Origin of the sequence: Paenibacillus sp. FSL R5-0887, from assembly GCF_038002305.1 — a bacterium.
Lineage (GTDB): Bacteria > Bacillota > Bacilli > Paenibacillales > Paenibacillaceae > Paenibacillus_AQ > Paenibacillus_AQ odorifer.
In genome coordinates this window covers 1,324,232-1,339,152 of record NZ_JBBOCE010000001.1, presented here as the reverse complement: position 1 = coordinate 1,339,152, position 14,921 = coordinate 1,324,232, and the positions used below count along the sequence as shown (strand labels likewise).

The window sequence follows — 14,921 nt, the reverse complement described above, 5'->3', positions numbered from 1 at the left end:
ATTAACTTTATCACTGCATGTGTCCACGCGCTAATAGAGTTTTTTAATACATCTATACAATTAGTCGATCTCCCACTTTACCAATCCCCAGTTCAAGCAAGGTTTCGATGAATTCTGCGTTTTCTCCATTCAATGAAATCAGGCTGGTTCGCAAGGAGATGCCTTCCGTCTCCGCAATATCCACCCGGATCAGCGACCCCGTCGCCACTTCCTCTTGCACACTGAGGGCGGGAAGGAAACAGATGCCTGCTTTTTTCAATACCAGCTTTTTGGCTGTCTCCAGGTTATCTACCTGATATTCAATCTTCGGTGGCTGTTCCATACTCTCAAATACACGATGCAGCCGCATCCAATCCAAAGATCCGCATTCAAAAAAAACCAACGTCTCCTGGCGGATATCCTCCAGTGAAGCCCGCTGTGCTTTAGCAAAGCGGTGTCCCTCATGTACATACAGTGAGATGGGGTCCTCGCAGAATGGAAAGGTTTGAATTGCCGGATTTACGACCTTACGGATAAAAGCCAAATCAAGCTCTTTCGATTTTAACTTTTCAGTCAATACTTCCGTAGAAGCTGTCATAAGCTTGATTGTGATATGAGGATATCTGCGCTTTAAATGAAGCATCAGATGGGGCATTAAATAATTGGAAACCGAGACCGTACTGCCGATTCTCAGTTCATTTGGAATGTGTCCCTTAGCCTGAACCTGATATTTACCGTTCTGATAGATCTGGAGAATCTGCTGGGCATAGGGTAGAAACTGTTTACCTTTATCCGTCAGGTTAATCTGCTTCCCCAACCGATCAAACACTTTGCAATCCAGTTCCCTTTCTAGCGATTGAATCCGGGCCGTTACTGTCGGCTGTGAGATATATAGGACTTCGGCCGCTTTATTGAAGCTTCCATAATGATTGATGTAGACAAAGGCCTCAATATTTTCAATGTTCATCCCTAATCCCCCTATGCTTTTATTAATTTTACTATTCCGATGAAAAAACAATGAATTATAGCGATGCTTTCCTATAGATTTTGTTTATATCTTAGTCATCGCCCTATTTTTTGTCAACAATTAATTCCGTGTAAATCAATCGGATTTTGAATCAAACGTTATGTTTATTTCATATAGAACTTTTCTATTCCTATATCAGAATTATAAAACACCTCTTATTCCACTGGGAATTATCATATATAATAATTTCATTCGAATGAACATAACATTTGTCTGAAAGGGGATAGCAAAAACATGTCACAAAAGATCATTATCCGTGAAGCTGAGAATAAAGATTGTAATGCTATCGCCGAAGTGCTGTTAGATGCATACCATCAATATTCGAAGATCATGCCTGAGCCGTTGTGGCTGGAGTACCGGAAATCGCTTCTTGATTCCGTTCATGGTGATACCCCGCTCGTACGGATCATCGCAGAAATCGACAAGAAAATCGTTGGTAGCGCACTCTTGTTCAGCTCCTCGGAAACGGCTTACGGGAAACCGGAGCTAGGGATTCACTCCCCTATCCTACGTCTGCTAGCCGTATCTCCATCCGCTCGTGGTCTTGGCGTTGCAACCCTTCTGATTCGCGATGCTGCACGGAGATCACTACAGTTGGGTGCCACCACCTTGAACCTGCACACCTCGGAAATGATGTCTTCAGCCATCAAACTGTACCAGCGCTTAGGCTTTAATCGTGCATATGAGACCGATCTTATGAACGGTGACACTCTAGTACAAGGCTTCCGGCTAGACCTGCTGTCCTCCGTCCGTTCTACAGCGGGACAAATATAGAATTCGAGAATTCTTAAATATTTGTCTTTTAAATATAAAAAGAAGCCTCGGAAAGCTTCCCCAATGATCTTGTGTGATCGTTACGGTAAACTCCCGAGGCTTCTTTATTTTTCTTTTTTATAAGTGATTTCTTTAAAACTCACAGTGATCTCCCCCGTATTATCGGCATCGCCCATTCGAAGATCTGTAGTAACGGTAGCACGGGAAGGGATGGATGAAAAGCTTGCCCCCTTCTGCTTCTTTTTTACATCATAGAGATAATAAGAAACATCCTTAACATTAAGCCCTACATTATCCTTGTGTATAAGTTCTACAGTATAGGATTTTATCACGGCTACATTAGCGTCCATCCACCCCACAACTTCAATAGCTGTATCTTCATGGTTGCCTTCAGTCTTAATGGAGCCGATGGAAAGACCATCCTGATTATAAAAATTAATTTTTTGTGCAGCTATTTTCAGATAATCGATATCGATGTCAAGAATTCGGTTTTCGTTGACTTCTGCTGTATCCATCCAGGCAATCGTGCCCGCCGGGTTCCACTTTATTTTCTCAGAAGGTACATATTGCTCTTGTGGTAACGGAACAGTACGAAGAGAAACTCCTTTATTATCGTAAAAGGTTAATTCGCCGCTCTCATCATCATGTACAAATCTTTTAAAAGTTGGTGAGAGGAACAGGGATGGCGCCCCGGTCGTCGAATGTGGGATTACGCGATATTTCAGAAGATGAACATCGTCCTTTCCTGTTTTCAGATCAAAGATCCATACATTGCCGAGATAACTCTGCATAAACAATTTTTGCTCATCAGCTTTCCATTGAAATTTATAAATGTAATCATAATCATCAGAAAGCGGCCAGAAGTTTTCCCGAAGTCGTTCAATCTTTCCTGTAAGAACATTATATGAGGACAAATGATATTGCCCAGCTTTTTTCGTCACATCCGATTCCAGAAATAATAGATGATCCTCATCCAGCGGGATTAGCATATTATAGTTGCTCATAAAAGCATTATTCCAGCGATTATTGGAATCGTTGAGCTCGTCGCTCCATTTCACCTTTACCTCATCCGAAGCAGGATCATGGGCTAACAAAGCGTTGACAGCATTATGGTCGCCATAGAAAAGATGAATGGTATGATAAGCTATCCCTTGCAGTTCAACTACTGCTCCACCGTTTAACAGATAGTTATTTTCGGATAGGCCAATCGGTTTGGCCACCAGATCTCCAATAGAGTTCCGTTCTGTATTAAACTCCAAACCATTAAATTTTGCTTCCGAGAACAGAATCTTCTTTAACTCGGCAGTTGATTCCTTAGTAAGTGTGTAGCTTGTATCCGTTTTGTTCACATTCATTAACATGCCTTGCTCGCTTGTCTCGTTAATCCATAAATGAAAGGCATATTTATTATTATCTGAGATTAGAACGATATCGTAGTTAGGCGTTGCGGTATTTAAATTCCCTGGTATTTGTTCAGCGGTACGGATGGCTCGGACGAAAATATCTATGGTTTCATGATCTGTATATTCATCCTTTATGTTAGCATTCACTGAACCATGTGCTAGAGCGTTTGCTAATGTGATTCGCTTGATGGTCTCATCTATCTTTAGATTATCGGATTCTATATGCTGATCATTTGATTGAAATAAGGTAAGCAAAGCAGTCTTATCCGTTTCAGATAACTTGTAATGCCCATTTACTCCTGATTTGGTGAAAAGACCATTATTACTGCCCATAATCCAGAATGAGAACTTTTCATTTTCTTTATTCTTCAATTCAACAATAGCCTCATAATCAGGTGCTGCAATATCAAGCTTCGCGTTGTCATACTCAGCAGTATGTATAGCTTTATTGAAACGTTCTATTAGCTTTTGGTCCGTTATGGTTATTAATCCGCCGCTATCATTATGGATTGTAATGGAGTCCACAGAACTCAGATCGATTAGCGTTTGATTCCCTTTATCTTTATTCCCTGTATTGGTACATCCAACAAAGATTATTGAAATAACTGCTAAAAGGGCTAGTAGATTTAACTTTTTCATATAGGCTCTCCCTTCTTATTCTCTCTTCTTTGACGCCGGATAGAGGATAAAGTTGCAAAAAATGAGATTTTACACCTATTTAAAAAGATCTAATTAAGCCAAATATAGCCTGTAACCATTGGATCTGATTCTTGGCCTGAACAAAAGTACAGTGTTTGCAGCGATAAAAAAAGCCACCGCACAGGCCTGTTCTCCTGTAAGGCAGCTTCTTCTTTATCTCAATATATCTCTTACAGCACCCGTCAATACACCAATAACTTCTTGCTCGGAGGCCAGCGGAGAATCTCCTTCTACTGTGTGTGCTAGCATACCGGCCGTGGCCGCAAAGGCTACAGTATGCTGAGGATCAAAACCTTCCAGCTCACCATGAATTATACCACTGGCATATGCATCTCCAGCCCCGACTCTATCAAGCACCGGAAAGGTTAAGGTCTCGGAATAAGCGAAGCAACCGGCTTTGAAGATATAACCGCGCAACGAGTGGTGGTTATCATCATGGATGGACCGATGCGTTCCTGCTACCGTACTTAGACTGTAGCGTGAAGCTACTGTGGGAATCAGCTCCTGAAGTTGTTCTTCTCTTGAAGTTCCTTCGGGCTTCATACCAAGGATTAGCATTGCGTCTTTTTCATTCATCAGCACGATGTCGGCCAAATGCAGCATGTCTTCGTAATGGGAGCGCGCCAGCTCATAGCCTCTCTCCCCCCAGAGCGATGGGCGGTAATTGCAGTCAAAAACGACTAGACCACCGTGTTGCTTAACCGTTTTTGCATAAGTTTTCATCGCTTTTCGCACATCATCGTTCATTGCCAGTGTTATCCCGCAGAAATGAACAGTATCCGCGAGGTCTGCCAGCTCTGCGAATGGATAAGTACCCGGAGGAGCAGTATTGAAGCTGCTCTCCGGGCGACCGGAATAAGTCACTCGGGAGGGGCGAGCCCCGAATCCGTTTTCAAGAAAGTACATCCCTATACTTGAGCCCCCGCGTTGGATATGCTCCGGCTGGATGCCCAGTCGCCGAAGATAGGCTGTTGCTGCGTCACCAATAGGATTCGCAGGCAGTCTGGACACCAAAGTCCCCCGATGTCCGTATCGGGACAATGCGGACAGTACATTGACTCCGGTGCCGGAGAACGAATACTTCAGCAGGTTACCCTGAGATAACAGTTCAAAGCCAGGTACCTGTAGCCGCATCATTATTTCACCAAAAGCGGCGATATGTTTAGGCATATTGATCCGCCAGCTTTTTCATCGTCCGATACAGCTGTTGTATGTCCGCCACTCTCGTTCTTCCGCTCTGCGGATCGATGATCGATGTATAGACATGGGGAATCACCTGCGGCACTCCCGCTTCCAATATAATAGACAAGATCTCTTCAAAGTTGTCCAGATCGATACCGCCGGTCGGCTCCAGCGCAAACCCCTCTTCCGCACAGGCTTTGGCCACTGCGATTAGCTCCGCTTTACGGCTCAGCCCCTGCATCGGAAAATACTTTAAAGCATTTCCGCCCATATCCCGAACCAATGCAATCGCCGCATTTACGGGAATTACAGCGGGTACAGATTGTGCCGCACTGGCCGGGCCGGTGGAGATATTCACAAAACCAGGTTGTCCCGTTGGTGCGATCATACTGTTAATCCAACTATCTTTCGCTCCAAGGTTGGCACGGGTCGCACCAACTGCTGGGAATACCTGATTAATGTGGCTGCCAGCATAGGATTTGACAATCTCTGCAACAACAGCAGCTTGCCGATTATCACCCGCACCTAGTCCTATTGATACCGCACCGTCAATTTCCCGCCCATATGCCTCCATCGCCTGCACAGCTTCTTCTACCGTTGCATAGTCTTTGGACAATACACCGACCAGTACATAACCTTCGGCAGCAGCAAATACCTCTTTGGCATTTTCTATATCCTTAGCCAATACGTTTAAGGCCACCCGACCTTTATAGAACCGCTTGTTAATTTCAGACATTGCTTGGCCCTCCTGTCAATTCCCTTATCCTCGCTGTAATCATTTCTATGTCATCACCCATTAGCGGACGCGGGTCAATATCAAAATAACCTTGCCTTACCCCATAGTCTCTAGTGTAAATAGCCACTTCACCTTGTTGAAGCTGCTGGGACAGCTCAAGTGCTGTTATTGCGCACTGATTCGGGTCCACATGGATGCGTCCACGGTAAATCGCCCGGCCTGCTTCATCCTGCACGATAGTTACCCGAATTCCGGGAAGCCCATCGAGCGGCATCAGCAATTGGAGCGTAGCTTTTTCCTTTTCGCTTGTATCCTGTTTGTGAGCATATTCATCCAACGCTTGCATCAGGCCGAAGGATGTTTCCTTACCAACCTTCATGCTGCGTCCAATGCCGTGAAGCTGCACTTTCAGCCATTCAATATAAAGACGTTTTCCCGCCACAAGTCCGGATGTTGGACCTTCTATGGCTTTGGAGCCACTATAAATGACCAGATCGGATATTTGCACGTATTTCTGCAGATCCTCTTCCGCTGCAGCATCTACAATAAGCGGGACGTTATGAGTTTGGGCCACAGCCCAAGCTTCCTCTACAGAGATCATATTCTTCTGAACGGCATGATGAGATTTGACATACAAGATAGCCGCAGTCTGATCCGAGATCGCAGCAGCCAAATGCTCCGCCCGTCCTTCATTGGCATAACCTGCTTCCACTACTTTACCACCGCCGAGATAAACCATGGTTTCCACTGGTGCACCGTATTGTACGTTATGACCTTTTAGCATTACAATTTCATTTCTAACAATGCTATCCTGATGGAGCCGCAGACTTGTACGAATATTACCGCGGGTTACCAGCGCCGCCACGGATAAAGCAATTCCACTGGAAGCCGAGTTCACGATCACCGCTGCTTCAGAACTTGTATGACGTGCAACATAATCCCCCGCTTTATCCACCAAATCGGCGATTTCCACATAACTCTGTCCGCCTTGACGCATAGCTTCCATCACCGTATCGGTCGGTGCCGATACCCCGAGGATGCTCATCCGGCCGCTTGCATTAATAACTCTTTTCAGGCCGTATTTCGCATTCCATGTATTTGTCACCTATGATCACTCCTATTGCTTGAATGGTTTGCTGTGCTACCCGGCGTTCCCCCTCAGAATCTACCAGTTCAATCTTCTTATCCGTCACACGAAAAAGGGTCAGATTCGCCTTGTTATTGATCCGAATCTCCCCAAGTTCCGGGCGTCCCAGCCACTGGGCTGCTCTGCTTGTCACCCGTGCAATTGTATCTTCAAGGGAATATCCCAGTGCAAGGAATTTGTTCAACAGATTCGCCATGGAGTAGACGGGACCATTGATACGGTTGCCTCTGTATATGTCTGTGCTGATCGTATCCGGATCAATACCGTTTTGTTTGGCCGCCTCGGCCACAGCGAACGAGAAGCTAGCCGTACCATGTCCCACATCCAAGTGAACTCCACGCTCAATAGCATCTCTCAGCACTTGGAGCGGTCGATTCTCCTTATCGAACAAATTGTTGCTTTTACCATTTAGATAATGGGTTATCACGTCGTTGCGTTGAAGTAGCGGTAAAACCTCACGGATATCCGGCGGTGCGGAGCCTATATGTACCATCAGTGGCAGCCCGGTCTTTTCCGAAAGCTCCAGTGCATGTTGAAGCGGTTGAATGCCATTGTCACCCACTACGCTTTTGCTGATTCTGGCCTTCAAGCCTACGATAAATTCAGGATAAGCAACTACCGCCTGAAGCACCTTTTCATGATCAATCCACTCTAATTGGGACAACTCGTCAATTCGCATCAGGCCAATCTTTGAAATGTTAAGAAAAGCAAGCAGTTGCGTTGCTGACTTTTTCCCCGCCTCTGCCAGCTCACCAATACGCTCCGCTCCGCAGCTACCTGCGTCCACGAGGGTAGTCACGCCACATTTGATTCCGATTTCATCGATCTCGTCTCCATACGGATTCAATTCTGCAAACGCATGTACATGCAAGTCGATCCAGCCGCTAGAGACATACGCCCCATTGGCTTCCACGACCTTGAAACCATGGTCTTCGGCGGTGCCTCCGGGAACAATCTGGACTACGTTGCCATCAGCTATGACAATGTCCACTTCCGCTCCATTCAGGACTTTCGCCCGGCGGAGGAGCAAACGTTCTGCTGTCATCGTCACACCTTCTTTCCAAATTCAGAACATTACCGTCCTAGGTCTTTCCCGCACAATCTATAACACAAACAGTCCCAATGGATGTAGGATCTTTTTTCACTGGGACTGTTTGAATGAACTATTTATTCTTTATCACTACCGTGTTCAGACCCGAAAACCCTTTAAAAAATTCACAGCCTGGCGGATATCTTCCTCCGGATTAGTGCCAACTTCCCGTTCTATGGTCAGGAATCCTGTATAACCGATGTCGTTCAGTGCTTGCAGATAGTTGTTCCAATCAACAGAACCCGCTCCGAGCGGAACTTCACGGAATGCCGAGCCGGTCTCGGCCATTTCAGCGATTTTCTCATGGTCTAATGCTGGTGCTTCATAACCATATTGACCGTAAACATCGCGTGGATCGATATCGGCAAGCTTGAGACCATCTTTAGCATGGGTGTGTACAATGTAGTCTTTTAGAGTATGAACACCTTGCACAGGATCATCACCAGTCACCATGACCATATTGGCCGGATCAAAATTAACGGAAACCCCTCTGGAACCCAGACCGTCGAGGAACGTCTTCAGACGTGCAGCGGGTTCTGGCCCAGTCTCAATCGCAAAATAAGAATTCATCTCATGTGCATATCTGCTAAGTTCCTCACAGGCAATGTGCATGGTTTCATAGATTTTACTGGCTGGATTAGAGGGAACAATACCGATATGTGTAGTTACGATATCTGTACCTAGCTCCTTGGCCAGCTCCATAATGCGCTTGGACTTTTCAATTTTGGCACGGTTCTGGGCAGGGTCCTGAAAGCCATGTCCGCCTAAATCTCCAACGAGGGCAGAGATTTCTAAACCTAGCGAAGCAATGTAATCCTTCCATTCACGGCGTGCTGACTGAGAGAGAGTAGCGGGATCAAATTCGCCTTGTACCGCATAAATCTGAACTCCATCTGCCCCAGCTTCTTTTGCCTTGCGCAATCCCTCTTTCACTCCAACCTGAAAGCTGTCTACGATAACACCGATTTTATTAGTGATAATTGGTTTAACCATGGCATAATCCTCCAGTATAATGAATTAGATTTGGTTCCAAACCCGCTTGATGTATTCCAGCCCCAGTCTTGTTCCCTTACGGCACTCTTCCATTCCCTCAAATTCTACAGAGATATATCCATCGTAACCGCTTTCCTTAACGATTCGAATTACACTCGGCATATCGATGTCTCCTTGACCAACGATGGCACCTCTCAACCAGTTCCCACCGGAGGATTGGAACCAACCTTCGCCAGGCTGGCGGTCTTGCGGACGAATATAGAAATCTTTGAAATGCACCATTGAAGCAAGCTTGATGTTGTTAGGTACAGCTATTAGCGGGTTCTCATCTGCGCACAGGAAGTTCCCAATGTCGAGTGTTGTACGGAAGTTGTCTCTACCCACCGCATGAACCAGCGCCTGTACACGATCGCTGTGCTGAATAAAGTATCCATGATTCTCCACACTGGTCGTAATGCCTAAACCTGCGGCATAATCGGCAATTTCTCGGCAGGCTTCAGCCAAACGTGGAAGCTCTTCCAAAAAATGCGTGATGGATAGATCGTTTGAGGAGGCTACATCATGCCGCATCCGCTGAATGCCTAATGCCGCGCACACGTCTACTTCCCGCTTTACCCGCTCGACTTCCCGCTGCATTTCCGCTGTCTCCAGCCCGGCAAAGTTCGCCCCGATAGCATAATTGGATAACTCTAGTCCACGACCCGCTGCTGTTCGTACAATCTGATCTATTAGCTCAGGATTTTCAACCAGATTAATACCTAAGGGTACAATCTCCGCATGTTCTGCGCCCAGATCGGCGATCGTCTCAATGACTCCTTCAAGCGTGAGCTCACCCGTTGAAAAAGCCGAATGCAAACTGTAAGTGCTGATTCCTAACTTCATAGTTTCACCTCTTCACCTTTGGCTGCGGATTCATAGATCGCGCCGAGTATCTTCATAATTGTAACGCCGTCTTGCACAGGACTAATCGGTGTAGAGCCGGTACTGATGTTGCTCGCAAAATGATTAATTTCATTCTGGAATGCACTGTTGAACTCAAACCCCTTATTATCGGTCTGCGGATAGGTATTGACGATCGTATCCGCCTGTTCTTTAACGATGACTATCTCAGGATCAATTTCAAAACCACCCTTGTCACCGTACAGGCGTACTGAACGCTCGTCTTCTTTGGCATGCAGTGTAAAGCTGACATCGACCATTAGCGAAGCTCCATTCTCAAAGCGAATCAGTGCATTCGCTAAATCTTCCACCGTATTGTTCGCTGCGTCGTAATCGGCGGCTTTATAGAATGAGAGATTCTTAATATTAGAACGATTGCCGAGCTTCCGGTAGGTATTAGCACTTACCGATACTGGATTCGGACGGCCCATCAAGTACCAGCATAGATCAATCACATGGACACCAATATCGATCAGCGGTCCGCCGCCGGAGCGTTCAATATCACTGAACCAGCCGCCGGGATTGCCTAGTCTCCGGAACGTCGTTGCTTTTGCATAATAGATTTCGCCGAATTCTCCTTGTTCCACCAACGTCTGAAGGAGCTGGGCATTGGAGTCATAACGTCGTACAAAGCCTACTTGCAAAATCTTGCCGCTCTTTTCCACTGCTTGCTGGACCTGAAGCGCTTCTTCAACCGTACGGCAAAGCGGCTTTTCCACAAGCACATGCTTGCCTGCCTCAAGCGCCGCGATGCTGATCTCGGCATGAGAGTTGTTCCATGTGCAGATGCTGACTGCATCTATTTCGGAATTGGCCAGTAATTCACGATAATCCGTGTATACCTTCTCGACATTATATTCTGTAGCAACTTCGCGTGCACGCTCTTCATTCAGATCACATACCGCATATATGGTTGTCTGCGGATTATTCCGATAAGCACTTAAGTGCATGCCGGAGATAGAGCCCGTACCTATTACGCCAATTTTGATCTTATCCATTAACACTCGCTCCTTTATTTTGCATAGGTTATGATTCGTATTATAATGATTTCAACCTTAAACACCATGCAGAGCCTTGCGGTTTCATTTGTACAATTGTGCTATAGGAGGTGCAGTCTATAAATGTTGGACTATGATAAACATCTACAGGAACCCATGGACATGCCGGATCCCGAGTTTCCGATTAAAGTACATACCCAGCGTTTCAACCAAGAAGGAGTTATGTTGTTCCCACATCATTGGCATGAGCATCTTGAGTTTATATTTATTGAAAGTGGTGAGGCTGTTTTTGAGTGCGGACGAACACCGATCAACGTTCGGGCTGGCGATTTAGTTGCTGTGAACAGCAACGAGCTGCATTATGGGGTAAGCGCTTCTTCTGATTTATTGTATTATGCGATTATTGCAGATACTTCTTTGCTGCATAGTGCGGTAAGCGACGCTGCCGAAACCAAGTTCATCGCCCCGATTCAGCGGAACCAGCTGCTGTTACGTAACCATATCCGGGGGGATCAGCATATTACTGACTGTGCTTTGGCGATTATTCGGGAACTGGAACGTCGCGAATTTGGTTACGAGCTGGCCGTCAAGTCCGAGCTATACCGCCTGTTAACGCTGTTGTTGCGTAGACATATCGTCACCGTACTCTCACAAGCTGAGCAAGAGAGGCGTATTCAGACCGTTGAACGCTTCGCACCTGTTTTGCGTTATATCGATACCCATTACCAGGAACCGATTCAAGTTGACGAACTTGCGGCGCTAACGGGGCTAAGCCGCTTCCATTTCAGCCGTCTCTTTAAGGAACTAACTGGGCATACGATATCGGAATATGTAAATGCTGTCCGTTTAGACCGTGCAGATTATTTGCTCCGCCATACCCAGCTAACGATTTCTGAAATCGCTACCACTACCGGCTTCAGCGATATCTACTATTTCAGCCGCACCTTCAAAAAGCATAAAAAAGTAACCCCTAGCAGTGTGAGGGGATTCTAGTTAGAATGAACAAAGGACTGCCTCTTGGCAGTCCTTTGTTAGTGTATGCAGCGTTCCTCTAGTTAAACTATTATTGCCATACAAGCTGTCCCTTTCTTATTTTTGCTGCATAGATGATTTGGCCTGTATGATAATGGACTTCTCTCACCATCGCTATCATGAGATTAAGAGCAGTGGTCTCGTTATTTACTTGGCTATATGTAAGTGGTGGCAAATTAAGAAAGGGTTGTGACATCAATAACTCCGGGTTAGATTGGAGCCGTTCAAGATATTGGATAATAATATCAAAAGCATCCCTGGTCATGGTTATAGCTTGTTCTTTAGTCATTTCTAGACCTCTTTCAAACTCCCTCTCTCTATCTCTTGTATCAGGAATATCTAAAAGAATGGTTTCAATTCGTGAGTGTACTGCTCCGCTAATATGAGCAACCAAATTTGCAATACTGTTACTTTCCACGGTTGGGGACCATGTAATATCCTCTTGGGTACATTGCTCGATTGCTTGGAGCGTCCATTTCTTTTCCGATCTAAATTTAACCAACATACTTTCAATTAACTCAATGGCGATATCCATTGCTAACCTCCTATTGATATAACCTATGTAAATTTTACCAAACTCATCTCTACTGTCAAATGAAATCCAGTACCAATGCTATTTTTATGCCACAATGTTTTGTTACATTCTTATCCGAGCTCCTGAGTAGAGTTAATTGATAACGTTTGTTGGCCTTAAAAGAAGGAGTTGGTATATGACACTGTTTAATTCAGATTAGTACAAAAGAGACTGATGAGATTATCTACTATTTTTAGAAAAAGGAGATACGAAATGAAACTTAAAAAATGGATTGCCCCTATCCTCACATGTTCTCTGATGAGCCTCTCTTTCGCTACAGGATCTGCAAGTGCAGCAACTAACAGCGAGTATAGCTTGAAATTCAATGCGACTAACTATACTACAAAGACCATAACGGTGGATGGTCAATCCGTCACTTATCGGGCATATGAGAATATCGTTTATGTAAAGAACCCTGTAGATATTAATTATGAAACTATGAACGTCTATGTCCCTGAGGAATACTTCCAGGGTAAGTCGATCGGTAGTTACACCGCCGATACCGCACCTATCTTCTTCCCAAACCAGGTTGGCGGGTATATGCCTGCTCAGCCAGGTAGTACTGAAACAGGTAAAGGAATGGGTATGGGGGCAGGTCCACAGAACGGCGCTCCGAAAACAGACAAGGAATCCGCAGCAGCCCCAGGCGCCGATACAGGAACGGAATTGAATAAACCCGCTGCGGGTAAAGACGAAAACGCAGGAACACCTTCATCTGAATCTCCCAGTGCTATCGCAGTTGCCCTGTCCAAAGGTTATGTGGTCGCATCTCCAGGCGCTCGCGGTAGAACTACAAAGGACGAAAAAGGTGTTTACACTGGTAAGGCACCCGCAGCTATCGTAGATCTGAAGGCGGCTGTCCGCTACCTTCGCTTTAACGACGACATTATGCCTGGTGACGCCGAGAAGATCATCTCTAACGGCACAAGTGCTGGCGGCGCGCTCTCCGCATTACTGGGTGCTACCGGCAACAATGCGGAATATGAGCCTTATTTGGAAGCGATCGGAGCAGCTGATGAGCGTGACGACGTTTTTGCCGTTTCGGCCTACACGCCGATTACGAATCTAGATAACGCAGATGCAGCTTATGAGTGGCAATTCAACGGAATTAACACTTATGAAAAACTTGATTTCTCCGGAAATACGGATTTTAACATGGAAAGAAAGTTGGTAGAAGGAACATTGACGGAGGATCAGATTCAGGTATCTAACGAACTGGAAGCTATGTTCCCTGAATACGTCAATAGTCTAGGACTTACGAATACTGACGGAACAGCTTTGAAGATGGATGCGGACGGCAATGGCACCTTTAAAGATTACATCAAAGCTTTTGTGATCGCTTCAGCGCAAAAAGCGTTAAAATCGGGTACAGATCTGTCCGACAAAACCTGGATCACCATTGAAAATGGCACTGTTACGGATATCGACTATGATCAATATCTTGCATACTTGGGCAGAATGAAACTGCCTGGAGCCTTTGACGGTTTAGACCTGAGCAATGGTGAAAACGATCTATTCGGCACAGCGAATGTCGCTGCACAGCATTTTACTCAGTTCGGTTTGGAGCATGATACAGCGGGGGGAACACTTGCTGACCAGAATCTAGTGAAAATGATGAATCCAATGAACTATATCAGCACTGAGGGAACAACCACTACAAATAATTGGCGGATTCGGATGGGAACCAAGGATAGTGATACCTCCCTCGCTGTTTCTACTATATTGGCAACAGAACTTGAGAACAAAGGTTCAAACGTTGACTTTGCAATGGCTTGGGATATTCCACACAGCGGAGATTACGATCTGGATGAGCTTTTTGCTTGGGCGGACAAGGTTAGTGCTACTTCGCCAAAAGCATCCGCAACTGCCATTCCTTCCAAATCATCATTGTTGGTGAATGGTAACAAGATATCTGTTAACGCGTACAATATCGACGGCAGCAACTATTTTAAATTACGGGACATTGCTATGGTTGTAAACAACACTACACAACAGTTTGAAGTGACATCGGATGAAAATACGAATACTTTAAACATTACATCTGACAAAACGTACACTCCGACGGGCATTGAACTTTCAGCATCTGTAGATACTAGTTCAAAGACCGGTGTTATGACAGCCACTAAGATAACTTTGAACGGACAAGAGATTTCAGTAACGGGCTATAATATCGGCGGTAGTGAGTATTTTAAGCTGAGGGATATTGCAAAATCACTTGATTTTAATTTGGAATGGGATGCTGGAACGCACACCATAAGTATAGATACTTCTAACATCTATAAGGACAGCAATAAATAATAGAACAGTAACTTATTCTGGTTACAAGAGGCCGATCCTTCAATCGGTCT

The 14,921-nt window shown here is 45.3% G+C and carries 13 protein-coding genes; 3 read left to right on the top strand and 10 right to left on the bottom strand.

Features of this window, described 5'->3' with window-relative positions; translation table 11 throughout:
* Window positions 1-52: 52 nt before the first annotated feature.
* Window positions 53-946, bottom strand: coding sequence for a LysR family transcriptional regulator (locus tag MKY14_RS06150; RefSeq protein WP_076309429.1), 894 nt, complete (start codon window positions 944-946; stop codon window positions 53-55).
* A gap of 294 nt (window positions 947-1,240) precedes the next feature.
* Between MKY14_RS06150 and MKY14_RS06145 the strand changes: the two genes are divergently transcribed.
* A complete protein-coding gene (locus tag MKY14_RS06145; RefSeq protein WP_076302088.1) occupies window positions 1,241-1,780 on the top strand; it encodes a GNAT family N-acetyltransferase in 540 nt (179 codons plus the stop codon).
* 104 nt (window positions 1,781-1,884) lie between these two features.
* On the opposite strand, the gene MKY14_RS06140 is transcribed toward MKY14_RS06145, so the two are convergent.
* The 8 genes from MKY14_RS06140 to MKY14_RS06105 form a co-directional block, all read right to left on the bottom strand.
* A complete protein-coding gene (locus MKY14_RS06140; RefSeq protein ID WP_340975992.1) occupies window positions 1,885-3,822 on the bottom strand; it encodes a hypothetical protein in 1,938 nt (645 codons plus the stop codon).
* Window positions 3,823-4,035: 213 nt separating this feature from the next.
* Window positions 4,036-5,052, bottom strand: coding sequence for a sugar kinase (locus tag MKY14_RS06135; RefSeq protein WP_340975990.1), 1,017 nt, complete (start codon window positions 5,050-5,052; stop codon window positions 4,036-4,038).
* Window positions 5,045-5,800 (bottom strand): 2-dehydro-3-deoxy-phosphogluconate aldolase, encoded by a 756-nt coding sequence (gene dagF, locus MKY14_RS06130; RefSeq protein WP_076184626.1) that lies wholly within the window; start codon window positions 5,798-5,800, stop codon window positions 5,045-5,047. Before dagF ends, MKY14_RS06135 begins: the two co-directional genes overlap by 8 nt.
* Window positions 5,793-6,845 carry a DgaE family pyridoxal phosphate-dependent ammonia lyase gene (locus MKY14_RS06125; RefSeq protein WP_370510683.1) on the bottom strand — a complete coding sequence of 351 codons (1,053 nt, stop codon included), beginning with the start codon at window positions 6,843-6,845 and terminating at the stop codon, window positions 5,793-5,795. The genes dagF and MKY14_RS06125 overlap by 8 nt, the downstream gene beginning before the upstream one ends.
* 13 nt (window positions 6,846-6,858) lie before the next feature.
* Window positions 6,859-7,992: an amidohydrolase/deacetylase family metallohydrolase gene (locus MKY14_RS06120; protein ID WP_076125570.1), complete on the bottom strand. Its 1,134-nt coding sequence runs from the start codon at window positions 7,990-7,992 to the stop codon at window positions 6,859-6,861.
* Window positions 7,993-8,136: 144 nt separating this feature from the next.
* Window positions 8,137-9,030, bottom strand: a complete 894-nt coding sequence (locus MKY14_RS06115) for a sugar phosphate isomerase/epimerase family protein (RefSeq protein WP_036677301.1) — start codon at window positions 9,028-9,030, stop codon at window positions 8,137-8,139.
* Between the two features lie 24 nt (window positions 9,031-9,054).
* Window positions 9,055-9,912, bottom strand: coding sequence for a sugar phosphate isomerase/epimerase family protein (locus tag MKY14_RS06110; protein WP_076125572.1), 858 nt, complete (start codon window positions 9,910-9,912; stop codon window positions 9,055-9,057).
* Complete coding sequence (locus tag MKY14_RS06105; RefSeq protein WP_076125574.1) at window positions 9,909-10,967, bottom strand: Gfo/Idh/MocA family protein; 1,059 nt, start codon at window positions 10,965-10,967, stop codon at window positions 9,909-9,911. Before MKY14_RS06105 ends, MKY14_RS06110 begins: the two co-directional genes overlap by 4 nt.
* Before the next feature lie 123 nt (window positions 10,968-11,090).
* Here MKY14_RS06105 and MKY14_RS06100 point away from each other — a divergent pair, with 123 nt between their 5' ends.
* A complete protein-coding gene (locus tag MKY14_RS06100; protein ID WP_036677307.1) occupies window positions 11,091-11,960 on the top strand; it encodes a helix-turn-helix domain-containing protein in 870 nt (289 codons plus the stop codon).
* A gap of 70 nt (window positions 11,961-12,030) precedes the next feature.
* Here the strand turns inward: MKY14_RS06100 and MKY14_RS06095 are convergent, their stop codons facing one another.
* The gene (locus MKY14_RS06095; protein ID WP_036677310.1) at window positions 12,031-12,534 is read right to left on the bottom strand and encodes a DUF1572 family protein; all 504 of its coding nucleotides are present in this window, start codon (window positions 12,532-12,534) and stop codon (window positions 12,031-12,033) included.
* Window positions 12,535-12,786: 252 nt separating this feature from the next.
* Between MKY14_RS06095 and MKY14_RS06090 the strand changes: the two genes are divergently transcribed.
* Complete coding sequence (locus tag MKY14_RS06090; protein WP_340975989.1) at window positions 12,787-14,871, top strand: subtype B tannase; 2,085 nt, start codon at window positions 12,787-12,789, stop codon at window positions 14,869-14,871.
* The last annotated feature ends 50 nt before the right edge of the window (window positions 14,872-14,921 follow it).